The sequence below is a fragment of the Streptomyces sp. F001 genome, from assembly GCF_004187715.1.
Classification (GTDB): domain Bacteria; phylum Actinomycetota; class Actinomycetes; order Streptomycetales; family Streptomycetaceae; genus Streptomyces; species Streptomyces flavusporus.
On the sequence record NZ_QZWF01000025.1, the window covers coordinates 16,329 to 31,998 of the forward strand.

The following is a 15,670-nucleotide window of genomic DNA, read 5'->3' on the forward strand; positions in this document are numbered from 1 at the left end:
CCCCGGGCCCTGCGCTGTCCTCCCCGCGGGGACGTATCGCTCCGCTGATACGGACGCCGTACGTCCCGGCCTTCCCCAGGAGAATCTCCATGTCCAGCACGGCTTCCGAGAGAACGCTTCCCGGCCAGGCACCCGCGCCCGCGCCCGTCGCCGAGATCGAGCTCTCCATCGGCGGCATGACTTGCGCCTCGTGCGCGGCCCGCATAGAGAAGAAGCTCAACCGCATGGACGGCGTCACGGCGACCGTCAACTTCGCCACCGAGAAGGCGAAGATCTTCTACCCGGGCACGGTCGAGGTCGCCGACCTTCTCGCCACCGTCGAGAAGACCGGCTACACGGCCGCCCAGCCGTCTCCGCCCACTCCCCCGGCCGACGAGGAGGACGAGGCCCTGGCGGCTCCGCCGGCTGCGGACGGGGAGCTGCTCTCCCTGCGGCAGCGGCTGTTCGTGTCGCTCGCGCTCTCGGTGCCGGTCGTCCTGATGGCGATGGTCCCGGCCCTGCAGTTCGACAACTGGCAATGGCTGTCGCTGACACTCGCCGCTCCCGTGGTCGTCTGGGGCGCGTTCCCCTTCCACAAGGCGGCCTGGACCAATGCCCGGCACGGTGCCGCGACCATGGACACCCTGGTGTCGATCGGCACACTCGCTGCGCTCGGCTGGTCGCTGTGGGCGCTGTTCTTCGGCCACGCCGGCATGCCGGGCATGCGGCACGGCTTCGAGTTCACCATCTCCCGCTCGGACGGGTCGTCCTCCATCTACCTGGAGGCCGCAGCCGGGGTGACCACGTTCATCCTCGCCGGGCGCTACCTGGAGGCGAAGTCCAAGCGCAAGTCGGGTGCCGCGCTCAGGGCGCTGGTGGAACTGGGCGCGAAGGACGTCTCGGTGCTGCGATACGAGGGGGGCGAGCGCGAAGCGCTCTCGGTTGAGGGCGGTGGTGGGAGACGGGTGGGCGGCACGGAAGTGCGCATCCCCGTCGCGCAGTTGGCGGTCGGCGACCGGTTCGTCGTACGCCCCGGGGAGAAGATCGCGACCGACGGGACCGTCGTGGAGGGCGCTTCGGCGGTGGATGCCTCCATGCTGACCGGCGAGTCGGTGCCGGTGGACGTGACCGTCGGCGACGCGGTGACCGGGGCGACCATGAACGCCGGCGGGCGGCTGGTGGTCAAGGCGACCCGGGTCGGCTCCGACACGCAACTCGCCCGCATGACGAAGCTGGTCGAGGACGCGCAGAACGGCAAGGCCGAGGTGCAACGCCTCGCCGACCGGATCTCCGGCGTCTTCGTCCCCGCGGTCCTGCTGATCGCCGCCGCCACCCTCGGCGCCTGGCTCGGCGTCACGGGCGATGCGACCGCCGCCTTCACCGCCGCCGTTGCGGTCCTGATCATCGCCTGCCCGTGCGCCCTCGGGCTCGCCACCCCGACCGCCCTGATGGTCGGCACCGGCCGCGGCGCCCAGCTCGGTATCCTCATCAAGGGCCCGGAGGTCCTGGAGTCCACCCGCCGGGTCGACACGGTCGTCCTGGACAAGACCGGCACGGTGACCACGGGCCGCATGCAGCTGCAGGACGTGTTCACCGCACCAGGCGAGGACGAGGGCGAACTGCTGCGACTGGCGGGCGCGTTGGAGCACGCCTCCGAGCACCCGATCGCCCAGGCCATCGCGACCGGAGCGGTCGTGGGGGTCCCCCCGCTCGAGCGAAGCCGAGAGTGGGGGAGGACCGGAAGCCTGCCGGTGCCGGAGAACTTCGAGAACGTCGCGGGCCTCGGCGTCCAGGGCGTCGTCGACGGGCACGCCGTCCTCGTCGGCCGCGAGAAGCTCCTTACGGATTGGGTCATCGAGCTGCCCCGCGAACTGGCCGAGGCCAAGGCCGCCGCGGAGGCCGAGGGACGCACGGCGGTCGCCGTCGCCTGGGACGGAAAGGCGCGCGGTGTCCTCACCGTCGCCGACGCGATCAAGGGGACCAGCGCCGAGGCCGTGGCGGAGCTGCGCCGACTGGGCCTCAAGCCCGTCCTGCTGACCGGCGACAACCAGCTCGTCGCCGAGTCGGTCGCCAAGGCTGTCGGCATTGACGAGGTCATCGCCGAAGTGCTGCCGCAGGACAAGGTCGACGTGGTCAAGCGGCTCCAGGCCGAGGGCCGTACGGTCGCCATGGTCGGCGACGGCGTCAACGACGCGGCCGCCCTCGCCACCGCCGACCTGGGCCTGGCCATGGGCACCGGCACCGACGCGGCCATCGAGGCGGGCGACCTGACCCTCGTCCGCGGCGACCTGCGCGTCGCGGCGGACGCCATCCGCCTCTCCCGCAGGACCCTGGCCACCATCAAGGGCAACCTCTTCTGGGCCTTCGGCTACAACGTCGCAGCCCTGCCGCTGGCCGCCGCCGGCATGCTGAACCCCATGATCGCCGGTGCCGCTATGGCTTTCTCGTCGGTCTTCGTCGTCACCAACAGCCTGCGTCTTCGGTCCTTCAAGTAGGCCCTCCCAAGAACCGGGCTGCCTGCCGCCTGGCGGCTGTCCTTCGGGACGGTGGCCAGGCGGCGTCGTCTTCCCGTGCCCAGACCCTCGTCTCGCCACCCTCTTTCATACCCCCAGGCGTAAGTCGCTCCCCTAAATCAGATACCCTCCGGGGGTACTTAGAACCAGGCGGCATTCGACCACGCCAGCGGCGCAAGCACACCGACAGGAGAGGACGTCGACGGTGCACACTCCATCGCGGAACAGCACTCTTCGACGTGCAGTCGACCACCCGCTGGCGAGGATGACGGCCGCCGCGCTGCTCCAGGCGCTGGCCACCCATCTCAGCCAGAAGGGCGGCGCGGGCGCGTCATGTCCGGGCGCGTGCACAGACGCGAGGGCTCCGCGGGACGACCACGCGCAGCGTTGATCCGCCCTGGGCCGGCCGTCAGACGCATCCCCTTGCGGCGCGGCCCGTGTCCTTTGGGTACTGTCGGAAAGCAGATCCAGAACAGCGAAGGACGGGAACCGGAGTGAAGGCGAGTCGGCACGTACGCACAGGAGGCGCCCTCGGGCACCTGCTGCTCGTCGTGGTGCTCGCGCTGGGCGTCTTCACGATGCACACCCTGGGACACCCCGACACCTCGCACGACTCCGCCATGACCACCGCGTCCCACGCCACGACAACGGACGCAGCCGCCGCGGCCCACACGCCCATGAGCGTTCCAGCCGACACCGAGGCGGGCGTGGGCAGTCACGCGACAGACCCCGCGGACCCGTCAGCCGCGCACCAGCCCGCCATGGCCATGGACATGCTCTCGCTGTGCCTGGCAGTCCTGTTCGGCGCGTGGCTGCTCGCCGCCCTCCTCAGGTCGGCGTTCGCCCGGCACACGGAATGGCTGGCGGAGCTGCTCGCGCAGGTCGCCGCCGTACTGCGGCCCAACCCGCCGCCACGCGGACCAGATCTCACCCGTTTGTCAGTTCTGCGGCTGTAGGCCGAACCGTTCTCGCGGGCGCGCACCACGCGCGACCCCGCGGCTTCGCGTAAGCCAAAACAGCCCAGAACCGACACACGAGGTGAATCGACCATGACTTCTTTCACGCGTGCCCTGCGCCGCAAGCCTGCCCGCCGCGTTGCCGCCGTGGGCGCGGTCGCCGCCGGCGCCGTGCTCCTCGCCGCCTGCGGTGGCGACGGCGACGACATGAGCGGCATGGACCACGGCAGCGGCAACAGCTCCGCGTCGGCGACCGCCGAGGCCGGGGCCAAGGCCGGCGACTTCAACGACGCGGACGTCACCTTCGCGCAGATGATGATCCCGCACCACGAGCAGGCCCTGGAGATGGCCCAGCTGGCCGACGGCCGCGCCTCGGACGCGGAGATCAAGGACATCGCCGCGAAGATCGAGAAGGCCCAGGATCCCGAGATCAAGACGATGACGGGCTGGCTGGAGTCCTGGAACAAGCCGACCGCGATGGAGTCCATGCCCGGCATGAATCACGGCAGCGGCGACGGCATGATGTCCGACGCGGACATGGAGCACTTCAAGGGCATGAAGGGCACCGAGTTCGACAAGATGTTCGCCGAGATGATGATCGAGCACCACAACGGTGCGATCAGCATGGCCAAGGACGAGCAGAAGAACGGCAAGAACGCCGACGCCGTGAAGATGGCGGGCGACATCGTCAAGGGCCAGTCCTCCGAGGTCATGCAGCTGAAGAGCATCCTCGACCGGCTCTGAGCACCGCCGGTGCCGGCCTGACCTTCAGCCGGCACCGCCACACCGTCCGGGCTGCGCAGCGTTTGTGTTGCGCAGCCCGGACGGCCCCGGTTCCCCTCATCGCACCCGGATCCTCTCCCCCGGTGCGTCCAAGTGCCGATCCTTCCGAGGAGCCATGAACACGCGCCTTGCCGCCGCTGCAGCGACAGCGGCCGCTCTCAGCCTCGCCCTGACCGCCTGCTCGAACAGCGACGACGCCACGGATGCCTCCGCAGCCGGTGCCGGGTCCGCTGTCACCGTGAGCCACATCCACGGCCTCGGCCTGGATCCGTCCGACCAACGCCTGTACGTCGCCACACATGAGGGTGTCTACACGCCTGACGCCCAGGGCCGACCCACGCTGGTGGGCGGCAACAGGGACGACTTCATGGGCTTCACCGTGGCGGGGAGCAAGACCTTCTTCGCCAGTGGACATCCCAGCGCAGGGAGTGACGGCCCCGGCAACAAAGGGTTGATCAAGAGTACGGACGCCGGCCGGAGCTGGAAGTCGCTGTCCCTCTCTGGAGAGTCCGACTTCCACGCCCTGGACTACGTCCACGACACCGTCTACGGGTACGACTCCACCAGCGGCCGGCTGCGCACGAGCAAGGACGGCATCACCTGGAAGGACGCAGCAGCGCTCGAGGCGCTCGATATCGCGGTCAGCCCCCGGGATCCCGGCCTCGTCCTCGCCACGACAGCGGATGGAGTGGCCCGCAGCACCGACGGTGGCAGGACCTTCGCAGCGGGCGGGGACCCGGTGATGGCCTTCCTCTCGTGGCCTGCGGAGGAGGCGCTGTACGGCATCGACACCGCGGCCTGGCTGCACCGCAGCGCCGACGGCGGGACAACGTGGAAGAGGCTCACCACCGTGCCGGGCGGTCAGCCGCAGGCGCTCACGGCCGTCGGTGCCGAACACGTCCTCGCCGCCACACAGACCGGGGTGTACGAGTCGAAGGACGGCGGCCGATCCTTCGCCAAGCGCCTTGATGTCGAGTCGAGCGGCGGCCACTGAGCTGATGCGTGTCCACCGGACCCAGGTGCCGCAGTGTGTTCAGCGGCTCCTGGAGGCCCGGCCGCGGCGAATGGCGAACCCTCCCAGCAGCGCGACCTTCAGCAGGACGACAGCCAGGATGCCGCCGGCAGCCCAGCCCGTCCACCGCCAGTTCGACAGGAGGACGCCGCCCAGCCCCAGGTGTACGGCCAGGACGAGTACGACGACGGCCACCAGTGCCGTCACCTTGAGGTGACTGCGGCGTGGCACGACGTTCCCTGCCAGCACCTGCGCAGGGCCGGCGGCGGCTTCGGGAGGAGCCGCAGGCATATCGGTTGGTTGCCAGTTCACCAGGAGGCCGTCGCGTCGGCCGAACCTCTCGACGTGCCCGGCGGCAAGGTCCTGCAGCCGCCTCAGGTCGTCGTCTTCGGCAGCCTCAGCGCGCAGCATCAGCACTCCAGGGGCAGCCCGCAGCGTGATCCGACCCCAGGGAAGGGTGACTTGCCCCTCGGTGTCGGACCACTCGACCTGCGCCTGCTCCGCCACGGCGCGCATGTCACGGAGCGCCTGCCCATCACCGCCCGAATGGCCGTGGAGCCGCCGGCCGAGGTGGCGGCCCTTGTTGGAGAAATGCTTGCAGAGCTGGACGAGATACCGGCTGGGCCGTTCGGTCTCGATGCGGGCTTCGGCGGTTGGCATGTCATTTTCTTTCTGTCGGCCCCGAGGGCGAGCGTCGCCTGGTGCGTTGATTCGGTGCGTACGGCGGCGCACCGGACGGGTTGGTCAGGTACGGGTGAGAGCCACAAGCCACGCCCGGATGCCGTCCGGGTCGGTGGTGATCTCGATCGTGGACGGTTCGATGGAGTCGACGCTCCATCCGCCGGTGAACGCGGCTTCGATCTCCGCCCGCGTCAGCTTGTGCACCGCACCCCACGAGCCGTCCTGGCGGTCGCTGAACCCGAGCATGAAGTAGCGGCCGCCCGGCGGCATGGCGGACCGCAGGGCGGAGACGTAGGCGGCGCGGTCGCTTCCGTCGAAGAGGTGGAACAGTCCGCAGTCGAGAACGGTGTCGAAGGACTCGCCGAGTTCACCGAGCCGCCGGGCGTCATGCCGCAGGAACCGCACCGTACGGCCTCTTGCCCGGGCCTTGTCCTCGGCCGTGCGCAGCGCGTTCGCGGCAAGGTCCACACCGGTCGCGTCCAGGCCGAGTCCTGCGGCCATGATCGCGTGCTCACCGGTCCCGCAACCGACGTCCAGGACCCTGCCGCGCAGGACGCCGACTTCGGCGAGGGCCCGGAACGCCGGCTGAGGCCGGCCGATGTCCCAGGGCGGCCTGGTGACGTACAGATCTTCCGGCCTGCGCGGGTCGGTGGTCCCGGCATGGGGATCGTGCGTCGAGCCGGCCATGTCACGTCCTCCCGTCTGTCCTGATCGTCCCGAGTCCCCGTGACAGCCACAGCTTTATCGAGACACTCTGTCTATGTCAATCCATAGTGTCACGGCATCGCCGGATCGTATGCTGGGTCCGTGCCCAAGCTCTGGAACGAGACGATCGACGCGCACCGCGCCGCCGTACGGGATGCGGTCCTGGAAACCACCGCGGCACTGGTCGCCGAGAACGGGCTGACGTCGGTGACGATGTCGCAGATCGCCAAGGACTCCGGGATCGGCCGAGCGACGCTGTACAAGTACTTTCCGGACGTCGACGCAATCCTCCTCGCCTGGCACGAGCGGCAGATCGGCCACCACCTCGACCACTTGGCCGAGGTCCGGGACCGGGCAGAAGGTGCCGGTGAACGGCTGGAAGCGGTGCTGCGGGCGTTCGCCCTCGTCTCCCGGGCGTCCCGGCAGCACCACGACGGCGACCTCTCGGCGTTCCTGCACCGCGACCGCCAGGTCATCGAGGCACAGCAGAGACTCCACGGCATGGTGGAGGAGCTGTTGGCCGACGGCGCGCAGGCCGGCGCCGTCCGCGACGACATCGCGCCCGGCGAACTCGCCAGCTACTGCCTGCACGCCCTCACCGCGGCCGACGACCTGCCGTCCGAGGCCGCGGTCCACCGGCTCGTCGCCCTCACCCTGGCCGGGGTGCGCCCCGGCGCCCTCGACGCATCGGAGGGTCCCCAGCGCACCGACGGCGCCGTGCATCCGCCGCACCACCACGGGCATCACTCCGCCCATGGAACGCACGAGGCCCGTTCATAAGCATCGCCATCGCCAAAGCCCCCCGTGGCGTCAATGGCTGTGTCCGTCGTCGGTGTGCCCGGTGTCCACGGTCTCGGCGGGCGTCGCGGTCCGCTCAGGCTTCCCGGCAGCCGGCGTCCCCGTGTTCGTGCCTTGGTGGTGACCGGGATCCGCCTCGTCCGGCGCCTCTGTCTCCTCAGCGGTCTCCTCGCCGTGACTGTGTCCGCCGCCCGACTCGGCGGCCATCCCGTCGGCGATACCGCGGAGGCCGACAAACGCGAGGGCCGCGGTGATCAGGACCAGCGCCCCCGCCGGTCCGGCGATGCTGCGCCAGCGGGCGGGCTCGTGCCGTAGCACGTAGGCCACGAACGACAGGGCCAGCCCGAAGGGAATCAGCATCGCGGCGCGTTCGGGAAAGTCCTCGAAGTGCTGCAGTCCGCCGCTGAGCATGCCGATGCCGAACGACAAGGCGAGAGAAGCGGTCACGATGCCCAGCACCCTGGTCACACCAGGGCGCCGCTTGGTGAGAACGAACTCGTTGAGGACGGTGGCAAAGAGGAAGACCGCTGCGCCGACGACGGCGATGAGGGTGTAGCGGGAGGGATCCAACGGATGGTGCACGATCGCGCCGCTGATGAGCCCAGCCCCCACGAACGTGGCGGCGTAACCGATGTAGCTGCCGAGGAGCGGCGTGCGCTTCGGCGCACGCCGCCGGCCCCGTCGCCGCTCCACGCGACCACCCGGCGAGGAACTCGGCTCTGCCTGTGGGCCGGAGGTTCGCGTGGGAACGAGCTGCTGCTGGTGGGCGCCGCCGTGCGGCTCATGTGGGTGCGGTGCCCGCCTCGGAGCGGGTACGGCGGTGCGGTTGGCGAGGTGATGCTGGGACATACAGGAGGACGCCTTTCAGCGCAGGCCGGCCTGCGGGTGGCATGGACCGGCCCGTGGGAGCGTGGACGGTGAAGGGAAGATCGGCGTGCAGGGCCAAGAAGGCTCGGCCCACCGATGCGCGCCACACCCTGGGGTGCGCGCGTCAGATCACCGTCGACCTAGATCCGCAGCACCGACAGCTGTGCAAGTGCCGGGCCCCCGCCCGGGTCCTGGACCGCACCGGCAGCAAACACACCGAAGCCCGTCGCACCGCTCGACACGGCCGTGCAGGGCGGCGGGGCGAGCCATGACCCGCCCGGGATCAACGCGAAGCAGTCGGCCGCGGTCGCCCCTTCGGCGTGCGCACGGTGCTGCGGATCCTGCTGCTCCACGCTCGCGTGGGCAGCGGAGGGGGCGTGTGATGCGCCGGTTTCCTCGACAGCGGTCGCCGCGCCATGCGCCTCGTGCGAGTGCGAGACCGTGGTGGGTGCCGAAACGCCGCCGTGCGCCCCGGCGTGGCTCAGTGTGTGCAGCACGCCGAGGCCGAGCAGCAGAGCCAGCAGCACGAGACGCACGGCGACGCCGCTCGCCTTCATACCGCCCACAGGCCCGCCCCTGCCGCTTGGTCCGACGCCTGTGCAGGCGCTGATGGCTTTCCTTGGTCGCCTCACCCTACCCATGGCGCCGCATGCCGGAGGGCCGGATCCCGTAATGACGGGGCGGCCACCGTTCCCTGAGACGACACGTATACCCGGGCGGGGTATAGTGGGCTGCCGCCTTCGCTCGCAAGGAAGTGCGGACGCTCGTGATGACGGTACGAGAGGTGCAGTGCCCCCAGACCGGCGGCGCCGCCCGCTGGCTGCGTGGCTTGCTCGTCACGCTGTGTGCCGTGCTGGCCGTACTGCTGCACCACGAGCTGCCCGGCTCGCCGCTCACCACGATGTCGGCGGCTGCACCGCACGCCATGACGGGACCTGCTCCTGTTCCTGCCGCCCACCACCACACCGGCTCACCAGCAGCCGGCACCGCGGCACACGGCTCCCACGGCGCGGCCTGCCCTTCCATGGCCATGCAGCTCTGCGCCGCCCCCGGCGTCAGCACCGTACAACTCGCGGCACCGCCCGAGTCGCCGGCCCCGGGCTTCCCCGCTCAGATCGCAGCGCTCGCGAGAGTGGGGGTCGCGCGATCCGCGACTCGCGCGCCACCCGACCTCTCCTTCCTCTCCCAGTTGCGCATATAGGCCGCGTCCCACGGCTCCCCCGTCCCCGTGGCGGCGGCGAGCCGTGTCCGGACCCCCGAACGCCTCACGCGCATCGAGAAGAGGACCTTTCCGTGAACAGCATCAACCGTCGCTCCGTCCTGCTCGCCGGGCTGGGTGCTGCAGGCAGCGGCCTCCTCGCCGCCTGCAGCAGCGGCACCTCCAGCATGGGCGAGCGGTACGACGTGCTGGTCACCCTCGGCGACGGCATCTTCCCGCTCGTCGCGCTCGCCGAGGGCAAGGACGCCGGCGGCATGGCCCTGATGCGCACCGGTTCGGGAAGCGCGCCGAAGGCGACCGTACGACCGGCCGAACTCGACGGCATGATCATGACCGCTACGCAGCTGCGCGCGGCCGACGACGTACGACTCGACGCGAAGAAGGCCGACCTGGTCCACCGCGTCGAACTGACCGGCGGCATGGACAAGTACGACCGGGCCATCAACGGCAAGGCGTACGACATGACCGATCCGACCACGAACCCGCTGCTCGTCGAGGAAGGCCGGCGTGTCCGGCTCGACTTCGTCAACACCACGGACATGTGGCACCCAATGCACCTGCACGGCCACACCTACCAGCTCGGCAGCACCGGCCCGCGCAAGGACACCACCATCGTGCTGCCCAAGAAGACGACGTCCGTCATCTTCGACGCGGACAACCCCGGCCAGTGGATGCTGCACTGCCACAACGCCTACCACGGCGAGGCCGGAATGATGGCGCTCGTGGCCTATCGGGCCTGAGCCTCCGGTTCCTGGTCCGGGGCGGGACTCAGCACTCCTGCCCCGGACCGTAGTGCCGGAGGAACATGTCCACCCCGCTGACGATGAGGCGACCCGTCAGGTCGTCCTCGATGTGGGTGCCGTACGTGCTGAAGACCATGTGGGGGAAGACCAGCAGCGCATAGAGCTGGATGATCGCGGCCTCCAGGTCCGGGATGACCAGCCGCCCCTGATCGGCGAGCGCGCGCAGGGCGCCGGCGACCGCGGGGTGGTGGCCCTCCGGGCCATGCCCGTGCCAGGCCCGTCCGAGTTCGGGGAAGCGGTGCTGTTCGGCGGCGACCAGGTTGCGCAAGGCGATCACGTCCTTGTTCGTCCTGACGGCGTGCACCCAGGCGCGGGCGGCGTCGAGGAGCGCCGCGCTCGTCGGCCGGATCGGCAGCCGCGCCGTCGCCGCGGGCGGCATGACGATTGCCGCCGTCGGATCCGTGCCGCTGACCCGGCTGTCCGCCGAGGGCAGCGTGTACGCGGGTCTGCTCCCCGGCTTCATCGTCGCCTCCTTCGACCTCGGCACGGTCTTCGTCACCGCCACCACCACCGCACTGGGCATGATCGAACACCACAAGGCGGCCTCGCATCCGGCATCGTCAACACCTTCCACGAGGTGGGCGGCTCGACCGGCGTGGCGGTCGTCTCCACGGTCGCCGCCTCGGGCATCGAGTCCGGCTCCATCGGCGGCTTCACGAACGCCTTCACCGTCTGCGCCCTCGCGGCGGCAGCGAGCGCCGCGGTGGCCCTGGGACTCGTACCGCGCGGCAAGCCGCAGCTGACCGGAGGCCCGCACGTGCACTGACTCTTCGCTCCCCAGCCGGTGGGCGTCGGCTCCGTGTGCGGTCCGTGAGCCGGGTCCGCGAGTGCGATCGAAGGTCTCCCAAGGCACCGGGGCCGTGTTCGCCCTGCCGTCCGCCAAAGAAGTCGCGCCTGGCGGAATACCCCCCAGGGGTATACGGTTCGTAGGTGTGGGGCTCGGACGGGCCACACTGGACGGGAATGAGGAAGAGGTCATGGACCACACCGCTCACCACACCGGCACCGCACACGACCACGCCGCCCACGAGGGCCACCACGGCCACGCTGAACCCGGCGGGCACGCCGGGGCATCCTGGGGAACTGCCGCGAAGGCGACGCTGCACTGCCTGACCGGCTGCGCCATCGGTGAGATCCTCGGCATGGTCATCGGCACCGCCCTGCTGTGGGGCAACGTGCCCACCATGGTCCTGGCGATCGCGCTCGCGTTCCTCTTCGGCTACTCCTTCACGCTGTTCGCCGTACGCCGGGCCGGCCTGGACTTCAAGACCGCGATCAAGGTCGCGCTCGCCGCCGACACCGTCTCCATCGCCGTAATGGAGCTGGTCGACAACGCCATCATCGCCCTCACCCCCGGAGCGATGGACGCCCACCTGTCCGACGGCCTCTTCTGGTCCGCCCTGCTCGGCGGCTTCGCGGTCGCCTTCCTGATCACCACCCCGGTCAACAAGTGGATGATCGGCCGCGGCAAGGGCCACGCGGTCGCCCACGGCTACCACTGACCAGCAGACGGACCGGCACAACGCGCCTGGGGCGCCCCAGGCGCGTTTGCGGCACGCCATCGCGGCTAGACGGCGTGTTGCGAAAGTAACGTCGTCCGCCCGCGGGCCGGACGGGACTTGCAGGCGGAGCCCGGGACCCTAGGGCGTTTCGGGTCAGCCTTTGGAGGGACGTGGGGCCCGCCGGTGCGCCCGCTCCTTCAGCTCCTCCTCGTCGACCAACGTGAGCATCGGCTGACCCGGCGCGCACAGCATGGTCACGACGAACTTGGTCGGTGCGTCCGACAGGGCGTTGCCGTCCTGGTAGTGGATCACGTCACCGCCTGGCTCCCAGAACGTCCCACCGGCCTCGACCACACGCTCCGGCTCACCCTCGATCTCGAACCGGAGCGCGCCGTCCATCACGTAGCCGAACGACGGGCCCGAGTGGCGGTGCGGAGGGAGCCCGGGGTGACCGGGAGGCCACTCGACAAGGATGGTCATTCCCGAACCACCTTCGGGGAAGAAGGGCGGAGTGACGTCTTGCAGCAACTGGACTTCGGGCGGCAACGAGATTTCGGGCCTCTCGTCGGCGGTCCCGTGCGCTGGGTTCTTCTCTGACATGCACCACACCTCCGTGACCTTGCCTGAAATGGACGATCTTGCGTCGGCCACGGCTTTCTCGACCAGTGAACCGATCCACTCGTTCGGCGGTGACCGAGTTCGTCGGTTCCGGGCTCACGCAACTTGCTCCATCATGAGGACCACAGCCCGCATCCGTGACACACCGTGCGCCTTCTGCCTCGCTCAGATAGTCCCGAGACCACTCTGCCTCCCGTCGGCGGCAGCCACCATCCGGGAGCCGGCGGCATCGAGAACGCATCGCACCATGTCATCGGCGGGCACCTGGCAGCGACGGCGGCGTTTCACCAGGTTGCCTCCTCTACGGATAAGGACAGCCGCCAATGCAGCGGGACGGAGGCGGCATCGGTGACCGGGGGTGCCGGCGGAGCTGGTCTTCGACCGGCAGGAGTCCGGGGAGTGCACCAACAGGGTCCTCTTCCCTGCCCTTCTGCCCGAGAGGAAGGGGCGGCCGGTACCGGAGCATCGTGATCCCGGTTCCCAGGTTTGCGATGTGTGCGGTGAGACAGCGGCGGGCGAGCGCCAACTGGTCGTGTGTGGCCTTGGTGACGACGGCTATGTGCCCGAGGTCGCCGCCCGCGCCTGTCTCCGGGACTTGCCCGGCGCCGAGCTGCAGCTGCTTGACCGCGGCGGACACTGGCTCCTGGAGACGCATCTGGACAAGGTCGTCGCCCTGTTCCGCGATTTTCTCGGCCGGGTGCACGCCGCTTGAGTGCCCCCGCCCTGAGCCCGCACCGGCCGATGGGACCACGAACACCCCAGTTGCGCGACGCCCTGACCGGCGCAGGGCACACCGTCACTGACCGCGCTGCTGGTGCCCCCTTCGCTGCGCTGGCCCTCGACTTCGGCTACCTGCCAGGCGAGATCTGGATCAGCGACCCTGACGGCCACCTCCCGCACAGCGGGGGAAGCTCATGGCGGTTCTTGCCGAGTTGAATGTGCCGGTGACGCGCACCGGCTCGCCCGCGTCGAGCACCGCCGTAAAGCTGAACGGCTTGAAGCCTGGGGCGTCGTGGTCCCGGTCCCGATGGAACGCAAAATCCAGCTCAGCGCCGATGACCTGCCCCGTGCGCAAGTCCTGCTCCAGGACGCACCTCGCCAACTCGCCGACTCCCAGCGAGGAGAGCGCCTCGGCCAGTTCTGTGGCGAGCACGTAGGGCAACGCTGCCTCGGGCTCGCTCCTGCGGGCAGCCCGCGCCCGCGCGGACTCCGTCCGCTGCTCGCCAAGGAGAGACTGAACCTGGTCCTGGTGCAGGAAGTACACCTAGTAGCTGTCGTAGCTGGGCTTACCGTTCGGCCGGTAGACGCCGACGATGGTGCCGCCCTTCGTCGTCGAGACGCTGACCGGCTCCAGCGCAGTGGGGATCGCTCCGTCGGCGAACAGCCGCTTGCCGGTGCCGATGATCACCGGATGGATGGTCAACCGGTACTCGTCGACGAGGCCGTGCTGCATGAGGGTCTGGGCGAGGTCGCCGCTGCCGACGACGTTGATGTTCCCGCCGTCGGACGCCTTCAGCTTGCGTACGGCATCGACGAAGTCGCCCTCCAGGAGCGTGGAGTTCTGCCACTCGACGGACGTCAGGGTCCGAGACGCCACGTACTTGTGCATGCTGTTCATCCGATTGGTGAACGGGTTGCCGGGATCGGCGGTCGGCCAGTACGACGCGAAGATCTCGTACGTCTTGCGGCCGAGCAGCATCGCGTCGGAGGGCTCGTACCAACCGGAGATGGCCGTGCCGACCTCGTCGTCGGCCACCGGTTTCTGCCAGCCGCCGTGCTCGAAGCCGCTCTCAGCGTCCTCGTCCGGACCACCCGGCGCCTGCATGACGCCGTCCAGCGTCAGGAACGTGCAAACGATGATCTCGCGCATGGTGCGCTCCCTTCGTCGACGGGTAGACCGCACAACCGCCGCAAACTCATCGGCGGAACTTCCGCGGCCGACCTCGATCGTGTGTGGAGCGAGCTGAGGTGTGCGCGATTTCGATGGCCCTGGGAGTGCCGGGGGTGAGGGAGTCGCCAGGAGAGGCCGCTGGCGCAGGCGATCCCCCTGCCAGGGCAAAGACGACGGCGCACACGGAGCGCGCGGTGTCCAGCGGCTCCTGCGTGCCGGCCACCACGCAGGCGAAGCCGGTGCCCTGCGAACCGGCGCACCGCGTCATTCCGAAGGAATGCGAAACTCGAATTCGGGACGGTCCCACGGCACGGCGGGCGGGTTCGCGAGCGCGGTCCCGATCCGCACTGCACCGACGCGGTGGTAGAAGTCCTCGGTGGGAAGATGCGACACGACCTTGACACGGTCCAGCCCGGCGGCACGGGCCTCGGACTGCATGTGCGCGACGAGCAGCCGTCCAATACCCCGCCCTTGCGCTTCGTCGGCAACGAACAGCAGGTCGAGCTCCGGTGGAGCGAGGACGAGCGAGTAGAACCCCAGGACCCGGCCTCCATGCTCGTCGGCGCCGACGGCCACAAAGGCGCGGTGGGCCTCGATGTAGTCAGGACCGACCCGGTAGCCCGCGACTGCGGCTGCGTACTTACCCTTGTAGGCGCCTGAGCCACGCACGAGCCGCGTGAGCCGTTTGGCATCCCGCGCGACGGCCCTCCGTATCGTGATCGGCTGGCTGATCGGGGAAGTGCGTGAACTCATCGGGAGAGTATTTCGCACCGCGGCGTGCCGTCGTGCGGCGGGTCGGCTGCTCGGGCAGGCGCTCCTGCACCGCTCCCGGGAACCGCTCGTGCGAGCGCAACCGATCTCACGCCGAAGCCGCGCCGGAGCGCTCCGGTGCGGCTTCGGCGTCTCACGGCTCCGCGCGGAGGTCCCCGTCGGAACGGCTTCCGACGGGCCTCGCCGTGTCACTGCCCCTATGACGGGGGTTGCGACTGCACAGGTCTGACCAGGTGGAAGATCTCCCGGGCCGCGTAGCGTTTGCGGCAGTTGCCCCTTCGGGTCGTACACAACGGCGATCGCGTCTCCCGGCCGGGTGGTCCGGCCACAGCCCCGCCAGATACGGACCTGGAGGGGGATGCCGTCGTGGTCAGCCACTGAACAGAAGTAGCGGCCACGCCCAGTGACCGTCTCCTGCGCACCCTCGACCGACGTCACCACCACGGACTGCACCCGCCCCCGCTCCGCAAGGACCACACCCACAGCGGCCTGGGGTGCCTGTAGCGCGAGGAACACACCGAGGACAGCGACCGTGCCGATCAGCGCCCACCCGGCGCGTACGGCGAACAGAT

Annotated in this window: 18 protein-coding genes and 1 pseudogene; 10 read left to right on the forward strand and 9 right to left on the reverse strand. The window is 69.8% G+C overall.

Going from position 1 to position 15,670, the window contains the following annotated elements:
• Nucleotides 1–89: 89 nt before the first annotated feature.
• From StrepF001_RS38710 to StrepF001_RS38725, 4 genes are all read left to right on the forward strand, one after another.
• Nucleotides 90–2,474: a heavy metal translocating P-type ATPase gene (locus StrepF001_RS38710; protein ID WP_129802844.1), complete on the forward strand. Its 2,385-nt coding sequence runs from the start codon at nt 90–92 to the stop codon at nt 2,472–2,474.
• A 512-nt stretch (nt 2,475–2,986) separates the two neighbouring features.
• Nucleotides 2,987–3,448, forward strand: a complete 462-nt coding sequence (locus StrepF001_RS38715) for a DUF6153 family protein (RefSeq protein WP_129802845.1) — start codon at nt 2,987–2,989, stop codon at nt 3,446–3,448.
• A 93-nt stretch (nt 3,449–3,541) separates the two neighbouring features.
• Nucleotides 3,542–4,192, forward strand: coding sequence for a DUF305 domain-containing protein (locus tag StrepF001_RS38720; RefSeq protein ID WP_129802846.1), 651 nt, complete (start codon nt 3,542–3,544; stop codon nt 4,190–4,192).
• A 154-nt stretch (nt 4,193–4,346) separates the two neighbouring features.
• On the forward strand, nt 4,347–5,225 hold the full coding sequence (locus tag StrepF001_RS38725) for a F510_1955 family glycosylhydrolase (protein ID WP_129802847.1): 879 nt from the start codon (nt 4,347–4,349) through the stop codon (nt 5,223–5,225).
• A 39-nt stretch (nt 5,226–5,264) separates the two neighbouring features.
• Here StrepF001_RS38725 and StrepF001_RS38730 read toward each other — a convergent pair whose 3' ends face one another.
• Nucleotides 5,265–5,903 carry a DUF2218 domain-containing protein gene (locus StrepF001_RS38730; protein WP_129802848.1) on the reverse strand — a complete coding sequence of 213 codons (639 nt, stop codon included), beginning with the start codon at nt 5,901–5,903 and terminating at the stop codon, nt 5,265–5,267.
• An 84-nt stretch (nt 5,904–5,987) separates the two neighbouring features.
• Nucleotides 5,988–6,611, reverse strand: a complete 624-nt coding sequence (locus StrepF001_RS38735; RefSeq protein ID WP_129802849.1) for a class I SAM-dependent methyltransferase — start codon at nt 6,609–6,611, stop codon at nt 5,988–5,990.
• A gap of 120 nt (nt 6,612–6,731) precedes the next feature.
• On the opposite strand from StrepF001_RS38735, the gene StrepF001_RS38740 reads away from it, so the two are divergent.
• Nucleotides 6,732–7,409 (forward strand): TetR/AcrR family transcriptional regulator, encoded by a 678-nt coding sequence (locus StrepF001_RS38740; RefSeq protein WP_129802850.1) that lies wholly within the window; start codon nt 6,732–6,734, stop codon nt 7,407–7,409.
• Nucleotides 7,410–7,439: 30 nt separating this feature from the next.
• Here StrepF001_RS38740 and StrepF001_RS38745 read toward each other — a convergent pair whose 3' ends face one another.
• Together StrepF001_RS38745 and StrepF001_RS38750 are read right to left on the reverse strand one after the other, a co-directional pair.
• Nucleotides 7,440–8,120, reverse strand: coding sequence for a hypothetical protein (locus StrepF001_RS38745; RefSeq protein ID WP_129802851.1), 681 nt, complete (start codon nt 8,118–8,120; stop codon nt 7,440–7,442).
• Nucleotides 8,121–8,434: 314 nt separating this feature from the next.
• On the reverse strand, nt 8,435–8,860 hold the full coding sequence (locus StrepF001_RS38750) for a DUF6153 family protein (protein WP_129802852.1): 426 nt from the start codon (nt 8,858–8,860) through the stop codon (nt 8,435–8,437).
• Nucleotides 8,861–9,063: 203 nt separating this feature from the next.
• Between StrepF001_RS38750 and StrepF001_RS38755 the strand changes: the two genes are divergently transcribed.
• Together StrepF001_RS38755 and StrepF001_RS38760 are read left to right on the forward strand one after the other, a co-directional pair.
• Nucleotides 9,064–9,495, forward strand: a complete 432-nt coding sequence (locus tag StrepF001_RS38755; RefSeq protein WP_240797876.1) for a DUF6153 family protein — start codon at nt 9,064–9,066, stop codon at nt 9,493–9,495.
• Between the two features lie 185 nt (nt 9,496–9,680).
• Nucleotides 9,681–10,253 (forward strand): annotated as a pseudogene (locus StrepF001_RS38760) (multicopper oxidase domain-containing protein); the annotation flags it as partial.
• Nucleotides 10,254–10,281: 28 nt separating this feature from the next.
• On the opposite strand, the gene StrepF001_RS38765 reads toward StrepF001_RS38760, so the two are convergent.
• Nucleotides 10,282–10,839 (reverse strand): TetR/AcrR family transcriptional regulator C-terminal domain-containing protein, encoded by a 558-nt coding sequence (locus StrepF001_RS38765; protein ID WP_240797862.1) that lies wholly within the window; start codon nt 10,837–10,839, stop codon nt 10,282–10,284.
• 54 nt (nt 10,840–10,893) lie between these two features.
• Between StrepF001_RS38765 and StrepF001_RS46620 the strand changes: the two genes are divergently transcribed.
• Both StrepF001_RS46620 and StrepF001_RS38775 read left to right on the forward strand, forming a co-directional pair.
• Complete coding sequence (locus StrepF001_RS46620) at nt 10,894–11,082, forward strand: hypothetical protein (protein WP_206307075.1); 189 nt, start codon at nt 10,894–10,896, stop codon at nt 11,080–11,082.
• A gap of 211 nt (nt 11,083–11,293) precedes the next feature.
• Nucleotides 11,294–11,818, forward strand: a complete 525-nt coding sequence (locus StrepF001_RS38775; RefSeq protein ID WP_129802854.1) for a DUF4396 domain-containing protein — start codon at nt 11,294–11,296, stop codon at nt 11,816–11,818.
• Nucleotides 11,819–11,971: 153 nt separating this feature from the next.
• Here StrepF001_RS38775 and StrepF001_RS38780 read toward each other — a convergent pair whose 3' ends face one another.
• Nucleotides 11,972–12,418 carry a cupin domain-containing protein gene (locus tag StrepF001_RS38780; RefSeq protein ID WP_129802855.1) on the reverse strand — a complete coding sequence of 149 codons (447 nt, stop codon included), beginning with the start codon at nt 12,416–12,418 and terminating at the stop codon, nt 11,972–11,974.
• Between the two features lie 511 nt (nt 12,419–12,929).
• On the opposite strand from StrepF001_RS38780, the gene StrepF001_RS38785 reads away from it, so the two are divergent.
• Complete coding sequence (locus StrepF001_RS38785) at nt 12,930–13,148, forward strand: hypothetical protein (RefSeq protein ID WP_206307076.1); 219 nt, start codon at nt 12,930–12,932, stop codon at nt 13,146–13,148.
• 159 nt (nt 13,149–13,307) lie between these two features.
• Here StrepF001_RS38785 and StrepF001_RS38790 read toward each other — a convergent pair whose 3' ends face one another.
• The 3 genes from StrepF001_RS38790 to StrepF001_RS38800 all read right to left on the reverse strand — a co-directional run bounded on the left by StrepF001_RS38790 (nt 13,308) and on the right by StrepF001_RS38800 (nt 15,080).
• Complete coding sequence (locus tag StrepF001_RS38790) at nt 13,308–13,589, reverse strand: hypothetical protein (RefSeq protein ID WP_165396500.1); 282 nt, start codon at nt 13,587–13,589, stop codon at nt 13,308–13,310.
• A gap of 111 nt (nt 13,590–13,700) precedes the next feature.
• Nucleotides 13,701–14,306, reverse strand: a complete 606-nt coding sequence (locus StrepF001_RS38795; RefSeq protein WP_165396501.1) for a dihydrofolate reductase family protein — start codon at nt 14,304–14,306, stop codon at nt 13,701–13,703.
• Between the two features lie 285 nt (nt 14,307–14,591).
• Nucleotides 14,592–15,080 (reverse strand): GNAT family N-acetyltransferase, encoded by a 489-nt coding sequence (locus StrepF001_RS38800; RefSeq protein WP_165396506.1) that lies wholly within the window; start codon nt 15,078–15,080, stop codon nt 14,592–14,594.
• Nucleotides 15,081–15,670: the final 590 nt, after the last annotated feature.